Annotated in this window: 23 protein-coding genes and 1 pseudogene; 11 read left to right on the top strand and 13 right to left on the bottom strand. The window is 72.5% G+C overall.

All coding sequences use genetic code 11. The annotated features are described in order from the left end of the window. Positions 1-673: 673 nt before the first annotated feature. Positions 674-1,795 carry a group II intron reverse transcriptase/maturase gene (gene ltrA, locus ACYU96_RS09160; protein ID WP_460751983.1) on the top strand — a complete coding sequence of 374 codons (1,122 nt, stop codon included), beginning with the start codon at positions 674-676 and terminating at the stop codon, positions 1,793-1,795. A 466-nt stretch (positions 1,796-2,261) separates the two neighbouring features. On the opposite strand, the gene ACYU96_RS09165 is transcribed toward ltrA, so the two are convergent. Next, positions 2,262-3,302: an SGNH/GDSL hydrolase family protein gene (locus ACYU96_RS09165; RefSeq protein ID WP_460751986.1), complete on the bottom strand. Its 1,041-nt coding sequence runs from the start codon at positions 3,300-3,302 to the stop codon at positions 2,262-2,264. 221 nt (positions 3,303-3,523) lie between these two features. Between ACYU96_RS09165 and ACYU96_RS09170 the strand changes: the two genes are divergently transcribed. Next, positions 3,524-5,116 (top strand): catalase, encoded by a 1,593-nt coding sequence (locus tag ACYU96_RS09170; RefSeq protein WP_460751988.1) that lies wholly within the window; start codon positions 3,524-3,526, stop codon positions 5,114-5,116. Between the two features lie 52 nt (positions 5,117-5,168). On the opposite strand, the gene ACYU96_RS09175 is transcribed toward ACYU96_RS09170, so the two are convergent. Together ACYU96_RS09175 and ACYU96_RS09180 are read right to left on the bottom strand one after the other, a co-directional pair. After that, on the bottom strand, positions 5,169-6,641 hold the full coding sequence (locus ACYU96_RS09175; protein ID WP_460751991.1) for a dihydrolipoyl dehydrogenase family protein: 1,473 nt from the start codon (positions 6,639-6,641) through the stop codon (positions 5,169-5,171). A gap of 1 nt (position 6,642) precedes the next feature. Further along, a complete protein-coding gene (locus ACYU96_RS09180; RefSeq protein WP_460751994.1) occupies positions 6,643-7,203 on the bottom strand; it encodes a hypothetical protein in 561 nt (186 codons plus the stop codon). 154 nt (positions 7,204-7,357) lie between these two features. Here ACYU96_RS09180 and ACYU96_RS09185 point away from each other — a divergent pair, with 154 nt between their 5' ends. Beyond that, positions 7,358-7,948: a TetR/AcrR family transcriptional regulator gene (locus tag ACYU96_RS09185; RefSeq protein WP_460751996.1), complete on the top strand. Its 591-nt coding sequence runs from the start codon at positions 7,358-7,360 to the stop codon at positions 7,946-7,948. 63 nt (positions 7,949-8,011) lie between these two features. On the opposite strand, the gene ACYU96_RS09190 is transcribed toward ACYU96_RS09185, so the two are convergent. The 3 genes from ACYU96_RS09190 to ACYU96_RS09200 form a co-directional block, all read right to left on the bottom strand. Beyond that, positions 8,012-8,260: a hypothetical protein gene (locus tag ACYU96_RS09190; RefSeq protein ID WP_460751998.1), complete on the bottom strand. Its 249-nt coding sequence runs from the start codon at positions 8,258-8,260 to the stop codon at positions 8,012-8,014. A gap of 80 nt (positions 8,261-8,340) precedes the next feature. Then, a complete protein-coding gene (locus ACYU96_RS09195) occupies positions 8,341-8,991 on the bottom strand; it encodes a class I SAM-dependent methyltransferase (protein WP_460752000.1) in 651 nt (216 codons plus the stop codon). Continuing rightward, a complete protein-coding gene (locus tag ACYU96_RS09200) occupies positions 8,988-10,001 on the bottom strand; it encodes an NAD(P)/FAD-dependent oxidoreductase (RefSeq protein ID WP_460752003.1) in 1,014 nt (337 codons plus the stop codon). The genes ACYU96_RS09195 and ACYU96_RS09200 overlap by 4 nt, the downstream gene beginning before the upstream one ends. Before the next feature lie 72 nt (positions 10,002-10,073). On the opposite strand from ACYU96_RS09200, the gene ACYU96_RS09205 reads away from it, so the two are divergent. After that, positions 10,074-10,634, top strand: a complete 561-nt coding sequence (locus ACYU96_RS09205; RefSeq protein ID WP_460752006.1) for a helix-turn-helix domain-containing protein — start codon at positions 10,074-10,076, stop codon at positions 10,632-10,634. Between the two features lie 81 nt (positions 10,635-10,715). Here the strand turns inward: ACYU96_RS09205 and ACYU96_RS09210 are convergent, their stop codons facing one another. From ACYU96_RS09210 to ACYU96_RS09220, 3 genes and pseudogenes are all read right to left on the bottom strand, one after another. Then, positions 10,716-11,732, bottom strand: a complete 1,017-nt coding sequence (locus ACYU96_RS09210; protein ID WP_460752009.1) for a hemolysin family protein — start codon at positions 11,730-11,732, stop codon at positions 10,716-10,718. Then, positions 11,725-13,122 carry a hemolysin family protein gene (locus ACYU96_RS09215; protein ID WP_460752013.1) on the bottom strand — a complete coding sequence of 466 codons (1,398 nt, stop codon included), beginning with the start codon at positions 13,120-13,122 and terminating at the stop codon, positions 11,725-11,727. The genes ACYU96_RS09210 and ACYU96_RS09215 overlap by 8 nt, the downstream gene beginning before the upstream one ends. A gap of 157 nt (positions 13,123-13,279) precedes the next feature. After that, a pseudogene (locus ACYU96_RS09220) lies at positions 13,280-13,513 on the bottom strand (Rho termination factor N-terminal domain-containing protein); the annotation flags it as partial. Positions 13,514-13,534: 21 nt separating this feature from the next. Between ACYU96_RS09220 and ACYU96_RS09225 the strand changes: the two are divergent. The 6 genes from ACYU96_RS09225 to ACYU96_RS09250 all read left to right on the top strand — a co-directional run bounded on the left by ACYU96_RS09225 (position 13,535) and on the right by ACYU96_RS09250 (position 17,688). Next, on the top strand, positions 13,535-13,954 hold the full coding sequence (locus ACYU96_RS09225; RefSeq protein WP_460752016.1) for an Hsp20/alpha crystallin family protein: 420 nt from the start codon (positions 13,535-13,537) through the stop codon (positions 13,952-13,954). Positions 13,955-14,142: 188 nt separating this feature from the next. Beyond that, positions 14,143-14,472: a nuclear transport factor 2 family protein gene (locus ACYU96_RS09230; protein WP_460752019.1), complete on the top strand. Its 330-nt coding sequence runs from the start codon at positions 14,143-14,145 to the stop codon at positions 14,470-14,472. Positions 14,473-14,580: 108 nt separating this feature from the next. Then, positions 14,581-15,108, top strand: a complete 528-nt coding sequence (locus ACYU96_RS09235) for a toxin-antitoxin system HicB family antitoxin (protein WP_460752021.1) — start codon at positions 14,581-14,583, stop codon at positions 15,106-15,108. A 94-nt stretch (positions 15,109-15,202) separates the two neighbouring features. Further along, a complete protein-coding gene (locus tag ACYU96_RS09240; protein ID WP_460752024.1) occupies positions 15,203-16,045 on the top strand; it encodes a DUF4097 family beta strand repeat-containing protein in 843 nt (280 codons plus the stop codon). A gap of 120 nt (positions 16,046-16,165) precedes the next feature. Beyond that, positions 16,166-16,939 (top strand): ABC transporter ATP-binding protein, encoded by a 774-nt coding sequence (locus tag ACYU96_RS09245; protein WP_460752027.1) that lies wholly within the window; start codon positions 16,166-16,168, stop codon positions 16,937-16,939. A gap of 2 nt (positions 16,940-16,941) precedes the next feature. Then, a complete protein-coding gene (locus ACYU96_RS09250; protein WP_460752030.1) occupies positions 16,942-17,688 on the top strand; it encodes an ABC transporter permease in 747 nt (248 codons plus the stop codon). 82 nt (positions 17,689-17,770) lie between these two features. On the opposite strand, the gene ACYU96_RS09255 is transcribed toward ACYU96_RS09250, so the two are convergent. Both ACYU96_RS09255 and ACYU96_RS09260 read right to left on the bottom strand, forming a co-directional pair. Next, entirely contained in the window at positions 17,771-18,739 is a 969-nt protein-coding gene (locus tag ACYU96_RS09255) for a hypothetical protein (protein ID WP_460752033.1), read from the bottom strand. Positions 18,740-18,952: 213 nt separating this feature from the next. After that, positions 18,953-19,387 carry a winged helix-turn-helix transcriptional regulator gene (locus ACYU96_RS09260; RefSeq protein ID WP_460752035.1) on the bottom strand — a complete coding sequence of 145 codons (435 nt, stop codon included), beginning with the start codon at positions 19,385-19,387 and terminating at the stop codon, positions 18,953-18,955. Between the two features lie 110 nt (positions 19,388-19,497). On the opposite strand from ACYU96_RS09260, the gene ACYU96_RS09265 reads away from it, so the two are divergent. Then, complete coding sequence (locus ACYU96_RS09265) at positions 19,498-20,355, top strand: SDR family oxidoreductase (protein ID WP_460752039.1); 858 nt, start codon at positions 19,498-19,500, stop codon at positions 20,353-20,355. 23 nt (positions 20,356-20,378) lie between these two features. On the opposite strand, the gene ACYU96_RS09270 is transcribed toward ACYU96_RS09265, so the two are convergent. Both ACYU96_RS09270 and ACYU96_RS09275 read right to left on the bottom strand, forming a co-directional pair. Beyond that, positions 20,379-21,359, bottom strand: a complete 981-nt coding sequence (locus ACYU96_RS09270; RefSeq protein ID WP_460752042.1) for an NAD(P)/FAD-dependent oxidoreductase — start codon at positions 21,357-21,359, stop codon at positions 20,379-20,381. Further along, entirely contained in the window at positions 21,356-22,444 is a 1,089-nt protein-coding gene (locus tag ACYU96_RS09275; RefSeq protein WP_460752045.1) for a glutamate-cysteine ligase family protein, read from the bottom strand. The genes ACYU96_RS09270 and ACYU96_RS09275 overlap by 4 nt, the downstream gene beginning before the upstream one ends. Between the last annotated feature and the right edge of the window lie 20 nt (positions 22,445-22,464).

A 22,464-nucleotide genomic window follows, 5' to 3' on the forward strand; every position in this document is an offset into this window, starting at 1 on the left:
GCCACGAGAACATCGCCGCCGCCCACCGTCACATGATCAGAGACGAAACCCGACCACTCACACTCCTACAGGCATGACTTTGCCGTGACGTGTGCCATGAACGACGAACGGAGTGGCCTATGTAGGTGAGTGACTTCGGAGTCGATGCTGTGCGAGAGATGAGGGTTGGCCCCTCGGAGCCGCTGTTCGGGCGGGGGCTTGAAACCGCCACCTGCTGCGTTGGCTGAAGACCGTCGTGGTGAGCGAGGTGGAAAAGGCGCCGGAGGAGGCGTCAGGTGGGGACCAGGAAGATGAGTGACCCCGAACCGCTGTTGACGTGTCGTTACAAACGAGGTGGCATCAAAACCGTGGCCATGTTTCGGGCTGCGGGAGCAGGGCCTGGCGGGCGTCCCGATGACTGGCCAGGTGGTGCCCGGCATGGAGGCGGCATGAGCCTGGTCTGCGGCTCTCGCACGGAACATGGGAAGGCGCGTCCCGACACCGGTCGACGTGGCCGACAGGGAGTGGTCGCCGGGCTTGGGCCTGGTGGCGTGAGTACCGTCGCGGGGCGCGCTGGCGGACCGGATCGTAGTAGCGGCGAAGCGCCTGTAACGGGCGTGGAGCGAAGGGCCCGGGCTGTCCGTAGTGAGTTCGTCCGGTCAACTCCGGCCTTCGGGTCGGGGGAGGAGCTGTGGTGAGCGATCTGAAAGCAGCAGGGAAGCCGTTCAGCATCTCGAAGGAGGAGGTCTGGAAGGCGTACGAGCAGGTCAAGCAGAACAAGGGCGCGCCCGGCATCGACGGGGTGACGATCGAGGCGTTCGAGGAGGATCTGCGGGGCAACCTGTACAAGATCTGGAACCGGATGTCCTCGGGCAGTTACTTCCCGCCGCCGGTCGCGCAGGTGCTGATCCCCAAGCCGGATGGCGGTCAGCGCGCGTTGGGTGTCCCGACGATCGGGGACCGGATCGCGCAGACCGTCGTGGCCCGGAGGCTGGAGGCGCAGGTCGAGCCTGTGTTCCACCAGGATTCCTACGGGTATCGGCCGGGTCTGTCGGCGTTGGATGCGGTCGGGGTATGTCGACGCCGCTGCTGGAAGTACGACTGGGTCGTGGACCTGGACGTCGAGAAGTTCTTCGACTCCGTCCCGTGGGACCTTGTCGTCAAGGCGGTCCAGGCGCACACCGACCAGCCGTGGATCGTGCTGTATGTGAAACGGTGGCTTGCCGCTCCCGTGCAGCGGCCCGACGGCAGCCTGGTCGAGCGAGACCGGGGAACCCCGCAGGGGTCTGCTGTCTCGCCGGTCCTGGCGAACTTGTTCCTGCACTACGCGTTCGACACGTGGATGGCCCGGGAATTCCCGGGCGTCCCGTTCGAGCGTTACGCCGACGATGCCGTCGTGCACTGCGTCAGCCAGGCGCAGGCTCGGCTCGTGCGGCAGGCCATCGAGGACAGGATGGTCGAAGTCGGGCTGCGGCTGCACCCGGCCAAGACCCGGATCGTGTACTGCAGAGACGGCCGACGCCGTGGTGAGCACGAGACCACGTCGTTCACGTTCCTCGGGTACACGTTCCGCGCTCGCGCGGCCCGGGATCGTCAGGGGAACGTCTTCACGTCGTTCCTGCCGGCGATCAGCAAGGACGCCCTGAAACGGCTGAGTCGCACCGTGCGGCAGTGGAGACTCCACCGCCGCACCGGGCTCAGCTTCACCGACATCGCCAAGACGATCAACCCGATCGTCTCCGGGTGGATGCGGTACTACGGGGCGTTCTATCCCTCAGCGCTCTACACCCTCTGGCCCGGATCAACACCTACCTGATCCGCTGGCTCCGCAAGAAGCACAAACGGCTCCGCGGCCAGCGCCGAGCACGCGAGGCATGGGAGAACGCCGTCCAGCGCACACCCCGATACCTCGCGCACTGGGCCTGGGTCACGCACCCCCTGATGACCAGGACAGCAAGAGCCGTGTGACGGGAGACCGTCACGCACGGTTCCGTGGGAGCCGGGAGGTGCGACCCCTCCCGGCTACCCGACCCTGGGGCCCGCCCTGACTTCGAGTCGGCGATCGAGGCCGCGAACACCGCCGCCAGAGGCGCATAGCTCTCGTGCGGCGCCGAGCACGCGACGAGCCCCGCGCCCGCCGAAGCCCGCCGAAGCCCGCGAAGCCACCGTGCGCTTCACCGTGGCCCCCGCGCTCTCGGCGACGCGGTCCGGCACCAGCGGATCCTGGTGCCGGACCACGTCACCGCGTGCCGTCCTGGCAACGATGCGTGCGATGCGCGGAACTACCTCGCCGTCGCATCCGACAGGGAGGGGGCACCGCGCTTCAGCCACCAGGCGTCGAAGTCGACACCTCGTTCCTTCGCCAGCTCTCGCAGACGGGCCTTGGTCGGGGGCTGGAAGAGCTTCGGCTCGATCGTGCGGTCGACGGCGGCGTACTTGCGCTGAAGCTTCGCCTGCTCGGCGGCCCTCTCCTGCGACTCGGCGAGCACCGCGCCGGTCGCCGTGACGCTCGTGCCGGTCAGTACGCCGCTGACCAGCGGCGTGTAGCCGCCTGAGTGACCGAGCCGGTTGGGGTGGTAGGACTCCCGGACGGGGTTCGAGAACCCGTTGATCCACTCGGTCGAGTCGCACACGGCGTGGCCGGTGAACCGGCTGACCGGGTTGACGAAGGTGAACCCCTCGGCGGAAGCGGCCGCCGAGGTGACCGAGTTGATGAGCGAGACCGCGTTGTTGAGCGCCGTCTGGTCCGCCGGGCTGAAGAAGGTCACCAGGTTGCAGTCCTCGCCCATGAAGATCTTCGGGTAGCCGACGACGACCACCTTGGCGCCCGGCGCCCTCGCCCTGATGGAGGCGTAGAGCGAGCTGAGCCGGCCGGGGAGGGTGTTGGAGATGAACGCGCGTCCCGCGGCGACCGCGCCGGCGCAGTCGCTGGCCCACGACGGGAGGGCGCACTCGGTGAGCACGTCGGTGAATCCGGCGTCGTTGCCGCCGACCGAGACGGTGACGTACCTCGTGCTGGAGCTCAGAGCGCCCAGCTGGTTGTTCGTCACGTCGGCCACGACCGCTCCCGAGCAGGCGCGGAAGTTGAGGCTGTAGTCCTTGGCCGCCGCGGTCAGGCTGGCGTAGGCGTAGGTCGAGCGCAGGCACTGGGTGCCGTCGTCGATGTAGGACCTGGTGCCGGTGCCCGAGGCGTAGGAGTCGCCGAGGGCGACGTAGGACTCGCCGGCGGCGTACGACGGCAGGGCCGGCGTCGTCACCAGCCCGACGGTGGCAAGGCTCGTCGCGGCCACGGCGGCGACGATGCGCAACAGACGTTGCTTCATGGGGCAGCTCCCGAAGGTTCGCCGAGCCGCTCCGGTGCGACTCGATCGCTCCCTTTATAGGCGTTTCCCCTCAACCGTGCAATGTCGGGTAAATGAACATATATAGGCGGAGTGGGTGTGCGAGGGTGGGAGCCTGAGCAGCATCCCGCCGCGCGGTCCCGGGCACTCTGCGTGACCCTGGAGTCGTGCGACGAGTACCCGATCGAGGAGGCGCACGAACCATGCCTGAGCTCCCGCAGCCGAACGACGGCACATCCATCAAGGCGGCCCCGTCCCAGGAGGCCGCGCTCGGTTCCACGACCGACACCGGTGCGCCCGCGCCGAGCGACCGGAACTCGATGACGGTCGGCGCCGACGGCCCGATCGTGCTGCACGACACGCACTTCCTGAACCAGATGGCCCACTTCAACCGGGAGCGCGTCCCGGAGCGGAACGTGCACGCCAAGGGGTCCGGCGCCTTCGGCGTCTTCGAGGCCACCGAGGACGTGTCCGCCTACACTCGGGCCGGCCTGTTCCAGCCGGGAGTCCGGACCGAGATGCTGGCCCGGTTCTCCACCGTCGCGGGTGAGCAGGGGTCGCCCGACACCTGGCGCGACCCGCGCGGCTTCGCGCTGAAGTTCTACACGCAGGAGGGCAACTACGACCTGGTCGGCAACAACACCCCCGTCTTCTTCATCCGCGACACCATGAAGTTCCCGCACTTCATCCGCAGCCAGAAGCGTCGCGGAGGCAACGGCCTGCGGGACAACGAGATGCAGTGGGACTTCTGGACGCTCAACCCCGAGTCGGCCCACCAGGTCACCTACCTCATGGGCGACCGCGGCATCCCGCGCACCTACCGGCACATGAACGGCTACGGTTCCCACACCTACCTGTGGGTCAACGCCGCCGGCGAGAAGCACTGGGTCAAGTACCACTTCCACAGCGACCAGGGCGTCGAGGGGCTCACCGACGAGGACGCCACCCGGATCGCCGGCGAGGACGCGGACTTCCACCGTCGCGACCTGTCCGAGGCCATCGACCGCGGGGACTTCCCCTCCTGGACGCTGTCCGTGCAGGTCATGCCGTACGAGGACGCGAAGACGTACCACACCAACCCGTTCGACCTCACCAAGATCTGGCCGCACGGCGACTACCCGCTCATCAAGGTCGGCACCATGACGCTGAACAAGAACCCGGACAACTTCTTCGCCCAGGTCGAGCAGGCCGCGTTCGAGCCGTCCGCGCTCGTGCCGGGCATCGGGTTCAGCCCGGACAAGATGCTGCTGGGCCGTGCGTTCGCCTACTCCGACACCCATCGGCACCGCATCGGGCCGAACTATCTCCAGCTCCCGGTCAACCGGCCCCGGGTGGAGGTCAACACCTACACCCAGGACGGTGCCATGGCCTACGAGCACCGTGGCGACGCCCCGGTCTACGCGCCCAACTCCTTCGGACGCGGCTACGCCGACCTCACCGGCGAGGTCGACCCCTCCTGGGAGACCGACGGCGCCCTGGTCCGGCAGGCCTACACGCTGCGCGAGAACGACGACGACTTCAGCCAGCCCGGCGCCCTGGTCCGTGAGGTGTGGGACGACGCGCAGCGGGAGGTGTTCGTCAGGACCGTCGCCGGGCACCTGCTCGGCGGCGTGACGGGCGACGTGCTCGAGCGTGCCTTCGACTACTGGAAGCGGGTCGACGCCGACACCGGCGCCGCGATCGAGGACCTGGTGCGAGCCGGGGCCGACCTCGGAGCGCCGGGCGCACGGCCCGGCGACGCCGGGGGGCACGCCGCCGAGCCGATCGTGGAACCGCGGACCAACGCCGAGACCTGACCGGCGGCCCGCGGCCGCGAGCACCCGTCCCGGCAGGCCCGGCGGCGTCTCTCTAGCCCGTCCTCCCGTGGGTCTGGTCCGTCCTCCCGTAGGTCTCCAGGAGGCGGAGCCAGACCTCGCTGACGGTGGGGTAGGCGGGCACGGCGTGCCAGAGGCGGTCGATCGGCACCTCACCCGCGACGGCGATCGTCGCGGCGTGCAGGAGCTCGGCGACGTCTGGGCCGACGACGGTGAACCCGACGAGCACCTTCCTGTCCTCGTCGACGATCATGCCGGCCCGCCCGGTGTACCCGTCGGCGTGCAGGGCGGCGCCGGCGACGGCACCGAGGTCGTACTCGACGGCGCGCACGCGCAGGCCTGCGGCCTCGGCGGTGGCGGCGGTGTGGCCGACGGTCGCGACCTCGGGGTCGGTGAAGATCACCTGAGGCACGGCGCGCTCGTCGGCCGTGGCCGCGTGCCGGCCCCAGGGGGTGGTGTCGACGGGGGTGCCGTGGGCGCGGGCGACGATCGTGTCGCCCACCGCACGGGCCTGGTACTTGCCCTGGTGCGTCAGCGGCGCGCGGTGGTTGACGTCGCCGGCGGCGTAGAGCCAGTCGGGGGCCGGCGTGCTGTCACCGTGGACGACCCGCAGGGACTCGTCCACGTGCAGCCGGTCACCGGGGGCGAGCCCGACGTGCTCGAGGCCGAGGTCGGTGGTGTTGGGCCTGCGGCCGGTGGCGACCAGCACCTCGTCCGCCTCGAGCGTCGTGCCGTCGGTGAGGGCGAGGTGCACGGTCCCGCGATCGTCGCGGCGGACGCTCTCCGGCTCGGTGTGCACGTGCAGCGCCACGCCCTGCGCCGTGAGGGTCTCGGCCACGAGGTCGCTCGCGAACGGCTCCACCTGGGGCAGCAGCCCGCCGCGGGCGATCACCGTCACCCGCGCACCGAGGGCCGCGTAGGCGGTGGCCATCTCGGTCCCCACGACACCGCCGCCGATGATCGCGAGGCGGCGGGGGACGGCCTGGGCCGCCGCGGCCTCCCGGCTGGTCCACGGCGCGGCCTCGGCCAGCCCGGGCACGGGCGGGACGGCGGCGCTGCTGCCGGTGGCGACGACGACGGCGTGCCGGGCGTGCAGCACGACCACACCGCCGTCCGCGCCGGTGACCTCGACGGTGCGTGCCGCACCGATGCGCCCGACGCCGCGGACCAGGGTGATCCCGGCGCCCTGCAGCCAGGCGACCTGGCCGTCGTCGTGCCAGTGCGAGGCGAACGCGTCCCGGCGGCGCAGGACGGCTGCCGGGTCCAGCTCGCCGGTCACGGCGGCTCCTGCTGCGGGCAGGCCGCGTACGGCACGCAGCGCGGCGGCGTCCCGCAGGAGCGCCTTGGTCGGCATGCAGGCCCAGTAGGAGCACTCTCCGCCCACCAGCTCGCGCTCCACGACCGCCGCCGTCAGGCCACCCTCGACGACGCTGCCGGCGACGTTCTCGCCGACCGGGCCCGCGCCGATGACCACCACGTCGAAGACGTTCTCGCTCGTCCCGGTCATGTCAGCTGCCCTTCTTGGCCACGGAGTGCAGGCGCAGCGCGGAGGCGGCGAAGAAGATGCCGCCGAGGGTCGCGTACCCGGCCACCGAGGCCAGCGCGGCGCCCGGCCCGCCGGCCATGGCGATGAAGCTCGACCCGGCCAGCACGGAGATGCCGCCGCTGAGGATCATGGCCCACTGGCCACCCAGCCGGTAGCGGCCGGTCGCCACGACGAGCTGCACGATCCCGGCGGTGATCGCCCAGGCGCCCCAGACACGGAGCACCGCGGGGATCCCCGACGTGACGGCGACGGCCAGCCCGATGGTGGTGAGCAGGCTCAGGGCGATGTTGACGTACAGGCCGACCGCGGGCCGTGCGGCCTTCGAGGACCGGAGGTCGACGACGGCCGCGGCCACGTCGAACAGCGGGTACAGCACGAGCAGCGTCACGGTGGCCGGGCCGAGGCTCGCCCCGACGACGAACATCGCGACCGCCCAGACGACTGCGAAGCCGAACCGGACCAGGTACAGGTTCCGCAACGAGGTGGCGGTGACGACGGCGGGGGATGCCGTGGTGGTGGACATGGAGATTCCTTTCGACGGAGACCGGCGGCACCGCAGGGCGTGCCGGCCCGGTTGCTTGCCCGGAGGCAAGGTAGAATGACTAGTCACTCTACCAACGGCGACAGTACACACCGGCGGCCGTCGGGCGCAAGGGTGGGCACGAGAGGAGCAACGTATGATCGCGACCGTGCAAGGGTCGATGCGAGAACGCCTCCTCGAGGCGGCGAACGAGCTGTTCTACGCCCGGGGGCTGCGCGCGGTGAGCGTGGACAAGGTCATCGACCGCGCCGGGACGACGAAGGTGACGTTCTACCGCCACTTCCGGAGCAAGGACGACCTGATCGTCGCCTACCTCGAGTCCCGCGCGGAGGGTGAGCGCAACGGCGTCGACGCGGCCGTCGCCCACGGCGCCGGCGACGTCGACGCCACGCTGGCCATGATGGCCGAGCACACCGGGACGGCGGCGTGCTCCGCCGGCTTTCGCGGGTGTCCCTTCATCAACGCCGCCGCCGAGTACCCGGACCCCGACAGCCCGGTCCGCAGGATCGTCCACGCCCATCGTGCCTGGTGGGCGAGCGCGCTCGAACGGCTCGTCGCACCGCTGGGACCGGCCGACCCCGCCGCGGTCGCCGACGACCTGATGCTGCTGCGCGACGGGGTCATGGTCGCCGGCTACCTCGGGGACCCGACCAGGATCGCGGCCTCGTTCCTCCGCGGCTGCCAGGCCGTGGTCCACGCCGCGCCCCGGGCGTCCGCGCGGTCGTGAGCACCACGAGCGCCGCGGCGGGCGAGCAGCCGGTGGTGATGCCGTAGGTCTCCGGGCGCCGGCTCACCAGCCGTCGTCGCGCCTGCCGGCCGGGTCCTGGTCGACGCCGTCGCGCTCGGCCGCGTCGGTCGTCCGGCGGACGATGCCGCGCCACAGCCAGACACCGCCGAGGACGATGGCGGCCACGCCCCAGAGGATCGCGGGATCCGCCCGCGTGATCGCGGCGAACTGCAGGATCACGGGGACGAGCAGCGCCAGGATGACCACCCAGCCGAGGACGAGCTTCGTGGTCCGGGACGACCTGATGGACACTCGCAGCTCCTGAGGTAGACGTTCGACAGGAGGAGTCTGTCACGTCCTGCCGCACCGGCCGCGACGCCGCCCGGGCGCGGTCATGCGCCGGTGGCGGTTCCGGTGCGGTGGACCAGCACCACGCTGTCGAGCAGCGTCGCCGGCTCACCGTCGGGGCTTGTGGTGGTGCGCTCGCGGGTCTCCGCCGCGAGGACCGTCCAGCCGGGGCCGAGCGCGAGGGCGGCCAGGTCCCCGTCCGGGTCGGGGAACGGGTAGCCGTGCACCATCTCCGGCGGCGCCCAGGACGGGGCCGCCGCGTGGGCGACGGTGAGCAGCCTGCCGCCTGCGGCGACGAACGTGGCTGCCCGCCGCAGGATGTCGGCGCGCGGGATCTCCACGGGCCACGACTGCAGGAACGACGCCGAGACCAGGTCGTACGTCCCGTCGGGGGCCCAGGTGGCGAGATCGGTGGCGACGAGCTCGAGCCGGTCCCGCGGGATGCAGGCGGCGGCCGCGGCAGCCCGTCCGCGGGCGACTGCGGTGGGGGAGAGGTCGACGCCGGTGACCGTCCAGCCGTGCCGGGCGAGCCAGACGGCGTCACCGCCCTCGCCGCAGCCCAGGTCGAGCGCGCGGCCGGGAGGCAGCTCGCCGGCGATGTCGGCCAGCACCTCGTTGACCCGCCCCGACCAGACCTTGCCGGAGCCCGCGTAGCGCTCCTCCCAGAACTCCGCGGCGGTCGCGGTCTCGGTCATCGCGCTGCCTGCCCGGCGGTGTCCGCGGGCTCCCCGGCGGTGCCGGCGGGCTCGGCGCCGCCGGCCGCGGTCGCGACGGCGAGGTCGAAGTCCTCGGTGACGAGCGCCATGTTCACCGCGCCGCCCGTCTGCGCGCCCGCCCCGACGGCCATCGGCACCGTCGCACCGGGGTTGACGACGTTCCCGACCGCCCAGACGCGCCCGGCGCTCGTCCTGCCGGTCGGGTCCACCTCCAGGAAGCTGCCCATGGGGGTGTCTGACCGGGTCAGGTCCAGCGGGGCGAGGAACGCGTCGTGCGGCACGGACGCGCCGCCGGCGAAGATCGCGTCCACGGCGACGACCGCGCCGTCGGCCGTGCGTACCCCGGTGATCGGGTCGCCGTCGCCGAGAACCTCGGCCACGGGGGAGGTGACGACCTCGACCCCGCGCGCGGCCAGGCGTGCCGCGAGGTCGGGCTCGAGCGTGCCCGACCCGGCGGTGAACACCACGACGTCGTCGCTCCACTGCCGGATCAGCTGCGCCCGGTGCAGGTCCATGGGGGAGGTGGCCAGGATGCCGAGCCGCCGGTCCCGCACCTCCCAGCCGTGGCAGTACGGGCAGTGCAGCACCGTCTTCCCCCAGCGCTCGGCCAGGCCGGGCACGTCCGGGAGCCGGTCGGTCATCCCGGTGGCGACCACGAGCGCCCGCGCGGTCAGGTCCGTCCCGTCGTCGAGGGTGACCCTCACGGGACCGCCTGCCGTGCCCGTCCCGTCCATCTGGTCCACCCGGTCCACCCGGCCGTCGTGGATCTCGACGCCGTACCGGGCGACCTCCTCGCGTCCGCGGGCCAGCAGGCCGGCGGGGTCGGTGCCCTCGTTGCCGAGCACGCCGTGCATGTGCGCGGCGAAGCGGTTGCGGGGGCTCCCGGCGTCGACCACCAGGACCTTCCGCCTGGCCCGGCCCAGCAGCAGCGCCGACGACAGCCCTGCCGCTCCGCCGCCGACCACGATCACGTCCCATGTCTTGTCCATGCGGCCACCATCGCCGGTGCGCTAGGGTCGGTGCAAGAAGCCTTGCAGTATTGGCAAGATGGAGGGGGAGCGATGGCGGAGGAGCTGCGGCAGATCGGCCCGAGGCTGCGCGCGGCCCGGCGGGCGCGCGGCTGGACCCTGGACGAGCTGGCCTCCCTCGCGGGCATGTCGGCCAGCACTCTCTCCCGGCTGGAGTCCGGCAAGCGGCAGGCGAGCCTGGAGCTGCTGCTGCCGCTCACCCGCCGGCTCGGCATCCGCGTGGACGACCTGCTGCCACCCGAGGACACGGACCCGCGGGTGCGGCGCCCCACGATCCGCCGCGACGGGCTGATCATCGCCCCGCTCGCCCCCGAGGGCTCGCCGGTCCACACCTACAAGATCACCTACCCGCCCACGGCGGACCTGCCCGAGCAGCGCGTGCACGACGGCTACGAGTGGCTCTACGTGCTCAGCGGCAGGCTCCGGCTCCGCCTCGGTGCGCAGGACCTGGTGCTCACCCGCGGCGAGGCCGCCGAGTTCGACACCCGCACCCCGCACGCCATGAGCGCGACCGGAGCCAAGCCGGCCCAGGTGATCAGCATCTTCAACGGCGACGGCGCCCGCATCCACACCCGCACGGACACGCCGGACTGACGGCGGCCGGCCGCGCCGGCGCCTGCTCCGTCCGGGGCCCGGGCCGCTCGCCGTCCTGCCCGGGCCGGCCCGGGCACGCCCTCAGACCCTGACGTGCTCGCCGGTCACGCGGGTGACCACGTCGCCGAGCATCGCCGTGCCGAGCACCCGGTCCTCCTCGTCGGTGACCAGGGCGACGTGCGTCGTGCCGGACTGCATCTCGGCCAGCGCCCGGTCGAGCGGCGTCGTGCGGGCGAGGCGGACCAGGGGGCGGATCTCGTCCGACGGAAGCGTGTCCTCCGGGTCGTGGTCGAGCAGGTCCTTGATGTGGACGTAGCCCGCGATCTCGCCGTCGTCGGTCACCGGGAAGCGGGAGTGCCCGGTCTCGACGCACAGGCGCTGGAGGCCGCCCACCGTCGTCTCGGTCTCGGCGGTGACCAGGTCGGCCCGGGGCAGCATGATCGTCTCGACCGTGTCGGCGCCCATGGACAGCGCCCCGGACAGCAGGGCGTGCGCCTCGGCGTCGAGCAGCCCCTCGCGCGTGGACTCGGCGATGAACCCGGCGACCTCCTCGGCGGTGAACGCCGAGGCGACCTCGTCCTTGGGCTCGACCTTCAGCAGCCGCAGGGCGTGGTTGGCGATCCAGTTCACCACGACCAGCAGCGGCTTGAGGACGACGACGACGGCGTACAGGGGCGGACCCAGGACGAGCGCGGCGCGCTCGGGACCGGCGATCGCGATGTTCTTCGGCACCATCTCGCCCACGGTCATGTGGAACGCCACGACGATCGTCAGCGCGATGACCAGCGCGACCGGGTGGAGCAGGCCGGCCGGGACGCCGAGGGCCTCCAGGCCCGGCTCGATCGCGTGCGCGACGGCCGGCTCGGCGACCGCGCCGAGCCCGAGCGAGCACATGGTGATGCCGAGCTGGGCGCCGGCCATCATCAGCGACACCCGTTCCAGGGCGCGCAGGGTCAGGCGCGCCGCACGCCCTCCGGCCGCGGCGCGCGGCTCGATCTGGCTGCGCCGTGCGGAGATCAGCGCGAACTCGGCGCCGACGAAGAACGCGTTGCCGATCAGCAGGGCCACGCCCGCGGTGATGGCTCCCCAGTCACTCACTGTCGTTCTCCTTGGTGGCTGGATCCTTGGCGGCCGGTTCCTTCGTGGCCTGCTCGGTGGTGAGGCGCACGCGGGCGACGCGGCGGCCGTCGATGCCGGTGACCTCGAGCCGCGCCCGCACCGGCGTCGGCAGGCCGTCCTCGTCGAGGTGGGACCCGTCGAGCGCGTCGGTGGTGATCGCGTCCCCGGTGCGGGCGAAGCGCCCGATCTGCTCGGTGACCATGCCGCCGATGGTGTCGGCGTGCTCGGCCTCGGGCAGCGCGATCCCGGTGGCGTCCCCGACCTCGTCGGGGCGCATCAGCCCCGGCAGGCTCCACGCGCCGTCAGGCAGGCGCCGGGTCCTGCCTGCCGGCCGGTCCTGCTCGTCGTCGATCTCGCCCAGGACCTCCTCGACGAGGTCCTCGAGGGTGACGATGCCGTCGGTGCCGCCGTACTCGTCGACCACCACCGCCAGCTGGAGACCGCCGCGCAGCTCGGCGAGCACGTCGTCGAGGGTCATCATCGCGGGGACCTCGGCGACCGGCTGCATGAGGTCGGTCGCCGTCACCTGCTCCCGCCGCGCGGTGGGCACGCCGAGCGCGGCCTTGAAGTGCACGACTCCCGGGATGTCGTCGACGTTCTCGCCCTGGACCGGGAACCGTGCCAGACCGGTCCGGGCGGTCAGCTCCAGCAGGTCCGCGGCGGTGGCGCCGGCCTCCACGAACCGGACGCGCGGGCGCGGGGTCATCACGTCGGCGGCGGTGAGCTGGTCGAACTCGGCGGCCTGTGCCAGCCGCGTGGCCGCCCGCCGGTCCAGCAGCCCCTGCGCGGCCGACCGCGTGGCCAGGGTCGCGAGCTCCTGCGCCGACCGCGCCGACGCCAGCTCTTCCCGCGGCTCGATCCCGAGTGCGCGGACCATCGCGTTCGACGCGCCGTTGAGCACGACGATCAGCGGCCGTGTCACGGCAGTGAACAGCCGCTGCGTCCCGGCGACGGCACGGGCGACGCGCACCGGCTCGCTGATGGCCCAGTTCTTCGGGATCAGCTCGCCGAAGACCATCTGCGCGACGGTCGCGACGACCAGCGCCGCGGTCAGCGCGATGCCGAGGCTGGTCGCCTCGGGCAGCCCGCCAGCCTCGATCGGGACCGCCAGCAGCGTGGCGATCGACGGCTCGGCGATGAAGCCGACGACGAGGCTCGTGACGGTGATGCCCAGCTGCGCCCCCGACAGCTGGGTCGAGAGCGACCTGAGGGCCTTCAGCACCGAGGCCGCGCGCCGGTCGCCGGACTCGGCGGCGCGGGCGATGGCGGGCCGCTCGACGGTCACGAGAGAGAACTCGGCGGCGACGAAGAGCGCGTTGAGCGATATCAGGACGAGGGTCAGCAGAACCAGCAGCCATGCCGCTATCACCGGGCGAGCCTCCCGGGGAGAGGCGACTGCGGGCGGGGTCTGTGTGCGTCGACGTCCATAGCCCGAGAACGTACCCGGAACCGGATCCGTTCCGCGACCGAGCCCCCGCGTGCTGCACGCCACACAGCGTTGGCTCAGCGGTTCGCAGTGCGTCGATCAGCTCCTGCTTGCGCATCGTGGACCGGCCGTCGACGTCGAGCTCGGCGGCTCGGCGGCGGAGCTCTGCGACGGTCCAGTCGTCGTAGGCGGGGGACCGGCCGCCGCGCTCGCCGACGGTGGAGCGGCCCGAGGCCTTGCTCGCGTTGGCGATGCGTGCCGTTCCCGGCCGGGGCGTCCGCCGTCGGCGAACCCGGAAATTGAGTCGGGTCGGCTCAAGTTGTACCGGGCGGATACCCGTTCGAAGGAGGACAGCATGACCACCACCCTGACCCGTTCGCCGTTCGCCGAGGCCTGGCTGCGTGACCTGCGGACCCCGGTCCGCGCGACCGTCGAGGGCGTACGCCCGGCGGTCGACGTCTACCGCGACGGCGAGGACCTCGTCGCACGCCTCGACCTGCCGGGCGTCGACCCCGCCGCGGACGTCACCGTCGAGATCGAGGGACGCCGGCTCGTGGTGCGCGGCGAACGCAAGGACCAGCGCACCGAGGGCGCCGAGGGCCGCCGGATCTCGGAGGTCCGGTTCGGCGAGTTCCGCCGGGTCGTGACCCTGCCGCGGGCCGTGGACGGCGACGCCGCCCGCGCGTCCTACGACGCCGGCGTCCTGACCGTCACGGTCGCCGGTGTGTTCACCGGCACGACGCCGCAGCGGATCGAGGTCACCACGGCCGCCTGACCGGCCACCGGAGACGTCGAACCAGCCGTCTCGGGGCGGTGCCCGGTCCCGTCGGACCGGGCACCGCCCCGTGTCGCGCTACGACAGCGTCCGGCCGCCGACGGCGCCGGGGGAGAGCGGGAGTCCCTGGCAGCCGCCGTCGACGTCGCCTACGGTCGTGAGCGAGCCGTGCGCACCTTGGAGGACAGATGACCACCACCGAGCTTCCCGCCCCGATCCAGGAGTTCGTCGACGCGACGAACGCCGGCGACACCGACCGCTTCCTCGCGACGTTCACCGACGACGCCTACCTGTACGACTGGGGGCGCGAGTTCCACGGCGTCGACGGCGTCGCGGAGTGGAACCAGACCGACAACATCGGCATGAAGAGCCGGTTCGAGGTCGTCTCGCGCGAGGACGGCGACGCCCCGGACGCGTACGTCGTCACGCTGAAGGTGGTCGGCAACCGGTTCAACGGCACCGGCCCGCTGAAGTTCTGGCTGCGCGACGGCAAGGTCGCCCGCGTCGTGATCGAGTGACGGTGCCGCCTCGAGTGCCGGTGCCGCGGCACTGACGCCATCTGCCCCGGACGCAGTGACGCCACTCATGGTGTTGCAATGACACCACAATGGTGTCACAGTAGGCCCATGGACCTCACGCGCTACGTCGACGACCTTCAGCACCGCCTGGTCACCGCGGCCGATCCCGCGAGCGGCGAGGCCCGGCAGCTCGCCGAGCGCCTGACGGCCCCGCTCGACGCCGCCGTGCGCCTCGTCCTGCTCGACGCGCTCTCCGCGGCGGCCGGTGAGATCTCCGCCGAGCTCGCGCCCGGCTCCGTCGACGTGCGCCTGCGCGGCGGCGAGCCGGAGTTCGTCGTCGCGCCCCCCGCCCCTGCCGGACCGGCCGAACCGGCCCCTTCCGAGACCACGTCGTCGCAGGCAGGGGCACCCGTCGCCGACGTGGACGGCGGCGCGACCACCCGCACCACCCTGCGCCTGCCGGACCGCCTGAAGGCGCAGGCCGAGGTGGCCGCGGCGCGCGACGGCGTCTCGGTGAATACCTGGCTCGTCCGCGCGGTCGCCGCCGCGCTCGACCCGTTCGACGGCCGCCCGCCGACGCCGGGGGCCGGGCCCGAGCGTCGCGGGCGCAACCGTCACACCGGCTGGGTGCGCTGAGTTCCGACCACGGCGACACCACCCGGCCCGGCCTGACACCGCGTCGCCCATCCCGACACCACCCCGACACCACTCTCGCTCCCCGGAGGCTCCCATGACCACCTTCCCCGTCACCGGACCTGTCCCGCTGCTCGTGGACGTCCCCTTCGCCAGCCTGCGCGTGGTGGCGGCCGAGCGGGACGACGTCGTCGTCACCGTCCTGCCCACCGACCCCGCCAAGGCCGGCAGCGTGCGCGCCGCGCAGGAGGTCCGCGTCGAGCGCGACGGCGAGTCCGTCTCCGTCACCTACCCGGGATCCTGGAAGCAGTGGGTCCTGCCGTTCGCCGCCGGCACCGCGGACATCACCGTCGAGCTGCCCGAGGGGTCCGACCTCCGGGCCAGGTCCGGCTCGTTCTCCGCGGAGGGGCGGCTCGGCGTCGTCGACCTCGTCGCCTCCGCGGGGGACGCGCGCATCGACACGGCCGCCCGGCTCGACCTCAAGGTGTCCGCGGGGAGCGCCGTCGTCGGCAGGGTCGGCGGGCCCACGAACGTCAAGGTCTCCGCCGGCTCCGTGCGCGTCGAGGAGTTCGCCGGCGACGGCACGCTCAAGGCGGCCAACGGCGCCATCACCGTCGGTGACGTCACCGGGTCGCTGGAGGTGACCGGAGCGCACGCCGAGATCGCCGTGCGCCGCGTGCGCGGCACCCTGACCGCCAGGTCGGCGCACGCCGGCATCCGTGTCGAGGCCGTCGAGTCCGGCAGCGTCTCGCTCACCACGTCCTTCGGCTCGATCGAGGTCGGCGTGCCCGAGGGCACGGCCGCGTTCCTCGACGTCGCCTCCGAGCACGGCGCGGTCCGCAACCAGCTCACCCCCGCCGACGCCCCGGCCGACGACGAGGCCACGGCCGAGATCCACGCCGCCACGGGCTACGGAGACATCATCGTCCGCCGCCCCTGACCCGCCACGGCCGCCCCTGACCCGACCCCGGCGCTCCCCGGACGACCGCCGAGAGCTTCCACCGTGCCCGCGCCCTCCCTGAGCGCGCCCGGAAACCCGCCCCACCACTCTGGAGGAATCATGCCCGCCCCAGTGACCGTCCCCGCGATCGAGGTCGTCGGGCTACGCAAGTCGTTCGGCGACCACGAGGTCCTCAAGGGCGTCACCTTCGACGTCCGGCCGGGTGAGATCTTCGCCCTGCTCGGTTCGAACGGCGCCGGCAAGACCACGACCGTGAACATCTGCACGACGCTCCTCGCGCCCGACGGCGGCCGGGCGTCCCTGGCGGGCGACGACGTCGTCGCACGGCCCGGCAAGGTCCGCCGCTCCATCTCGCTGACGGGGCAGTTCGCCGCCGTCGACGAGGTCCTCACCGGCCGGGAGAACCTGGAGCTGGTCGCGCGGCTCCGCCGGGTCCCCGGCCCGCGGACGGTCGCGACGGGCCTGCTCGCGCAGTTCGGCCTCACCGACGCCGCGGACCGCCGCGCCGCCACCTACTCGGGCGGCATGACACGCCGCCTCGACATCGCCATGAGCCTGGTCGGCTCGCCGGAGATCATCTTCCTCGACGAGCCCACCACCGGCCTGGACCCGGAGGCGCGCCACGAGGTCTGGCGCACCGTCAAGAACCTGGCCGACGGCGGCACCACCGTCCTGCTCACCACCCAGTACCTGGACGAGGCCGAGCAGCTCGCGGACCGCATCGCGATCCTGCACGAGGGCACGATCATCGCGAACGGCACGCTCGCCGAGCTCACGACGATGTTCCCGCCGGCCACTGTCGAGTACGTCGAGAAGCGGCCCACCCTCGAGGAGATCTTTCTCGCCGTCATCGGTCGCAAGGAGGTCGGCTGACCATGCTGCACGACACCTCGGTCCTCACCGGGCGCCTGATGAAGCAGATCCTGCGCAGCCCGGACACGATCATCACGGTCGCCCTCACCCCCATCGCGATCTTCCTGCTGTTCCGGTACGTGTTCGGCGGCGCGATCGACACGGGCGGCGCCAACTACACCAACTACCTGCTGCCCGGGATCCTGCTCATCACCGTCGCGTCCAGCGTGGCGTACACGGCGCTGCGGATCTTCAACGACACCAGCAAGGGCATCACCGCCCGGCTCGGCACGATGCCGATCTCGCGCGCGTCGGTGCTGTGGTCGCACGTGCTGACCTCGCTGGTCTCGAACGGGGCCACCACGGTGCTCATCATCGGCGTCGCGCTCGTGATGGGGTTCCGCCCGGAGGCCGGCCTCCTCGGCTGGCTGGCGGCCCTCGGCGTGCTCGCGCTGTTCACGCTGACCCTGACCTGGATGTCGGTCATCCCCGGCCTGACGGCCACGACCATGGAGGGCGCGGGCGCGTTCTCCTACCCGCTGATCTTCCTGCCGTTCCTCAGCTCGGCGTTCGCACCGACCGGGTCCATGCCCGGCCCGGTCCGCTGGTTCGCCGAGAACCAGCCGGTCACGTCCGTGGTCGAGACGCTGCGGGCGCTGTTCGAGGGGCGGCCGGTCGGCGACGACATCTGGGTCGCGCTGGCCTGGATCCTTGGCGTCGGCATCCTGTGCTATGTGCTCGCGCTGCGCACGTACCGCAGGAAGGTCTGACCGCACGGACCGCACCGGTCCGCAGCGCGCCGCCGGGCGTGGCGAGCACGTGCTCGCCACGCCCGGCCGGTCCCCGGTCCGGTCAGCCGGCCCGGGCGATCGCGATGTTGGTGTTTCCGCGCTGTCCGGCCTCGTAGAACATGTAGAGGTGGCCGTCCTCCTCGGCGAAGCTCGGGGCCGCTGCCCGGGTGGCGACGGGCTCGGTGTACAGGACCCCGAGGTGGTTCTCCCGGTCGAAGCTCGTGCCGACGTCGGCGACGTGCATGGTGCCGGCGCCGCTGTGGTAGACGACGTGGCCGCCGCCGTTGCGCGACCAGTAGTGCGCACCCGAGAGCTGACCGCCCTCGCCCGCTGCCGGCGAGATCAGCGGGTCGGGCTTGAACTGCCAGCCCGAGGCCAGCGAGTGGGACCAGCCGATGAAGATCTTGCGGGTCCCGGACTGGTTGCCCATGAACAGCATGATGTGCACGCCCGGCTGCGTCGGGTGGGGGAACACCCGTGCGTACGACGTCTCGCTGACGTTCGAGGGCATCATCGCGGTGGTCAGGACGGTGTTTCCGTGGGAGAAGCTGCGTCCGTCGGTCGAGGTGGCCACCCGGGTGGTGTCGTTGTCGCCGTGGAAGAACAAGTAGATCTTGCGGTCGGCGGCGTTCCAGACGGCGTGCGGGCTCGAGACGTGGTTCACCGAGTACGGCTCTCGGGCAACGACCGGGTTGCCCGGGGCCTCGTGCCACGGGCCCGCCAGCGAGTCGGCGTACGCCAGGCAGATCCCGCCGGGCGCGTCGTGCGGCGCGTAGTACATGTACCAGGCACCCAGCGGGTTTCGCACCCGCCCGGCGACGCGCCGGATCGACGGGAAGATGATCTCGTCGGTCGGGTTGTAGGAGAGCGCGGACCTGTCCAGGGCCGGGCCCAGGCGGGTGAACGTCGGGAAGCCCGGCACGGCCGCGGCGGCCGGGCGCGCGATCCCCAGCGCGGCGGCCGAGCCGAGGACTGCCCCGCCGACGAGCAGGCCCCGCCGGTCCAGCATGAGCTTTCGGTCGGATTCCATCATGACTCCAGTCCGGCCCGGGCGTGCGCCGCGCTCCAGTGCGCGGCGGCGCGAGATGCCACGCCGGGCCCTTCGGAGTCGAATCTCCGATCAGTGGCGGTGCCTGGTCAACAAGATCATACGGATCATCAACTGGATCACTGATCATCGGCCGGGTAACGGCATCCTCGCCGCCCATCACCAGGACCCGGCACGCGGGCGTCCCCCCGCCGGCTACCGCGCGGGCCGGGCGGCGCCGTCTGCGGCGTCGCTCCGCGCCGCCTCGGCGGCCGTGTCCTCCAGGAGGTCGGCGAGCGCACGCAGCTTCTCGCCGACCTGCGTACCGAGCGGGGTCAGGCCGTACTCGACGCGCGGCGGGATGGTGGTGACGACGTCCCGCGTGACCATGCCGTCGCGTTCGAGCGCCTGCAGGGTCTGGGACAGCATCTTCTCGCTGACCCCCTCGACGCGGCGGCGCAGCGCGTTGAAGCGGTAGCCGCCCTCGGCGAGCGCGAGCAGGGCGAGTGAGGACCACTTGGCCGTGACGATCTCGAAGGACGCGCGCGACGTGCAGCCGCGCGCGAAGACGTCGGTCACCAGGGCGGGCGAGGGCCCGTCGGCCGCGGTGGTGACCGGCGCGGCCGTGGACTCCGGGTCGGTGGGGCTCACGGGGACCAGGATACCGTCGCACGCTCGGAATATGGTGTACTTTCGATTCGTTAGTGCTATCCGCCAGCAACTGCTTGGCGCACGGCAACCACCTGAGCATGGGAGAGTGCATGACCACCTACGCCGTCACCGGGGCCACCGGACACCTCGGCCGTCTCGTCGTCGAGGAGCTGCTGTCCCGCGGCGTCCCCGCCTCCGACCTGGTCGCGATCGTCCGCACTCCCGGCAAGGCCGCCGACCTCGCCGAGCGCGGCGTCCAGGTCCGCGAGGCCGACTACGGGCTCCCCGAGACCCTGCCCGGAGCGCTCGCGGGCGTCGAGCGCCTGCTGCTGGTCTCCGGCAGCGAGGTGGGTGCGCGCGTCGCCCAGCACACCGCGGTGATCGACGCCGCACGGGCCGCCGGTGCGCAGCGCATCGTGTACACCAGCATCCTCAACGCGGACGACACGTCCAACCCGCTGGCCGGCGAGCACCAGGCCACCGAGCAGGCGCTGCGCGCGTCCGGCGTCCCGATCACCCTGCTGCGCAACGGCTGGTACACCGAGAACTACACGGGGCGGCTCGGGGAGTACCTCGAGCGCGGCGAGATCCTCGGTGCCACCGCGGGCGGCAAGGTCTCCGCCGCGCCGCGCGCCGACTTCGCCGCCGCGGCGGCGACCGCGCTGCTGTCCGACGACGGCGCCGAGGTCGTCCACGAGCTCGGCGGGGAGTCGTTCGGCTTCGCCGAGCTCGCCGCGACGATCAGTGAGGTCACCGGCACCGAGGTCGTCTACCGCGACGTGCCGGGCCCCGAGTACGTGGCCGAGCTGCAGCAGGCCGGGCTCGACGCCGGCACGGCGGGCTTCGTCGCCGCCCTGGACGCCACGATCGCGGTCGGCGACCTGGCCACGGACAGCGAGGACCTGGTCCGGCTCCTGGGCCGTCCCGCCACGCCGCTCGCCGACGTCGTCCGCGCCGCGCACGGCTGATCCGCCGGCGCCGGCCGACGGGCCTACCCGTGCCCGCCGGCCAGGCGCCCGGCGAGGTTCCGGCCGATCCACGCCGCCGAACGCACCGCGCTGCCGCAGCTCGCGGCGAGCAGGCCAGGCGCCGGCTCGTCGACGGCGAGCGTCTTGTGCCCGACGTCGCTGCCCCACAGGACCCGCTCCACCCCGGCGTCGCGCAGCCACGGCAGCACGTCGCCGAGGCCGCTGTCCAGCAGCTCGTCCCAGTAGTCCGCCGGGCCGGAGGCGTCCTGGTCCTCGACGACGTCCTCCTGGCCCACGAGCACCCTGGTCCCGTCGGCCGTCCGCTTCACGAAGACGTACGCGAAGCCCTTCCCGACGGGCACGATCGTGTGGGGGAGGTGCTCCCGGTGCTCGTGGACCGGGAGGTCGAGCACGAAGAGCTGGCGCTTCTCGACCTCCGGGCCGTGGGCGGGCAGGACCCGCGGGGTGTGCGCGCCGAGGGCGACGAGCACCTGCCCGGCCCGCACGTCGCCGCGTGCGGTCTCCACGACGTGGGCGCCGTCCCCGGCCCGTACGGCGGTGACGGGCGTGCCCGGGTACCAGGCGACGCCGTCGGCCCGTGCGGCCTGGACGAGGTGGTTCACCAGACGGGCGCCCGAGACGTTCAGGGCCGGGATCAGCTCGCCGGTGTGCAGCAGGTGGTAGGTGTTCTCCAGCGCGTCGAGGTTGACGCCGTCGGCCAGCAGCCCGCGGACGAACCGGGCGGTCTCGCCCGTCATCTCTCGCTTGACCGTGTCGTCCCACGCCCAGCGGATGCTGCCTCCGGAGTAGCGGTAGGTGGCGAGGTGCGCCGGGTCCGCGGACGGCTCGCCCGCCGGGCCGCCGGGGTGCTCGGCGGTGAGCAGCGCGACCCGCAGCGCGGGACGGCGCCGGGCGAGGAAGTGCGCCGTGGCCGCGCCGATCGGGCCGGCGCCGCAGATCGCCACGTCCACGTCACCGGTGATCCGGGTGCTGTCGGTCGTCATCGGAGTCCTCCTGGTTGGAACGTCTGGCCTGTGCGGGCGTGGGCGTCGAGCAGGTCGTCGGCGGGGGTGCGGCCCCGGTCGAGGAGGTCGGCGAACGGGGCGAGGAGGGCTGCCTCGTCCGGCAGTCCGGCGAGTGCCTTGCCCGCGGCCTCCAGGACGTGGGCGGCGCCGTCGGCGATCTCGGGCACCCCGAAGGCGCCGGACGCGGCGCGCTGGTGGAGCTCACGGCTCGGCACGTCGCTGCGCTCCGGCAGCTCGTCGGAGAGGCACACGCCGAGCACCAGGGCGGCGCCGGCCAGGAGGAGGGGCCGGCTCAGGAAGGCGTCGTACGCCTTGAACTCGATCCGGCCGCGCTCGGCCGGCACCCGCGGGCGGCACAGGAAGCCGGGGGACACCGCGGGGTCCGGCTCCCGCTCCACGAAGCAGCGGGCCGCGACCCGCCGCCAGGTGCGTTCGTGGGTCCGCCTGCTCGGACCGCCCCACGTGCCGCCGGCGAAGAAGGGCGAGCTGAAGCTGAACGGCACCAGGTACGGGCTGTAGTGCGTCAGCTTGCGCGTCAGGTCGACGACCCCGGCGTCGTCGAGGCAGGGGAACGAGAGGTTCACGTCCGGTCCGTAGGTCACGTTGGAGACGTTCGCGTGCCCGTACTCGGGGTGCTCGGCGCGCATCGCACGCTCCCAGTCGTTCAGCGGCGGCTCGATCCGGTACTCGGTCAGCGTCGGGTGGAAGCCCACGATGCCGAGGCCGAGTCCGAGCGGGGCCAGACGTTCCTCCAGCAGCCCTTGCAGGCGCACGAGGTGGTCGACCCCCGCCGTGAGGCTCGTGCCGATCGGGGTGCGGATCTCCACGCCCTTGACCCGCAGGTCCTGGAACGTGCCGTCCGGCCCGAACCGCTCGTCGCCCTCCAGGTACCAGTAGCCGGACTTGATGCCGAGGTCGCCGCGGGTGAGCGTGTCGTCGTCCGTACCCTCGCCGCCGGCCAGCGCCGCGCCGAGCTGCCGGAAGTCCAGGTCGGTGAAGCTGCGCATCCTGTGCGAGGTGTCGACCAGGGCATACTCGAACTCGAACCCGCATCTGTACGGCACGGCCCCACAGTAGATCGCTG

Source organism: Myceligenerans cantabricum (assembly GCF_054777735.1).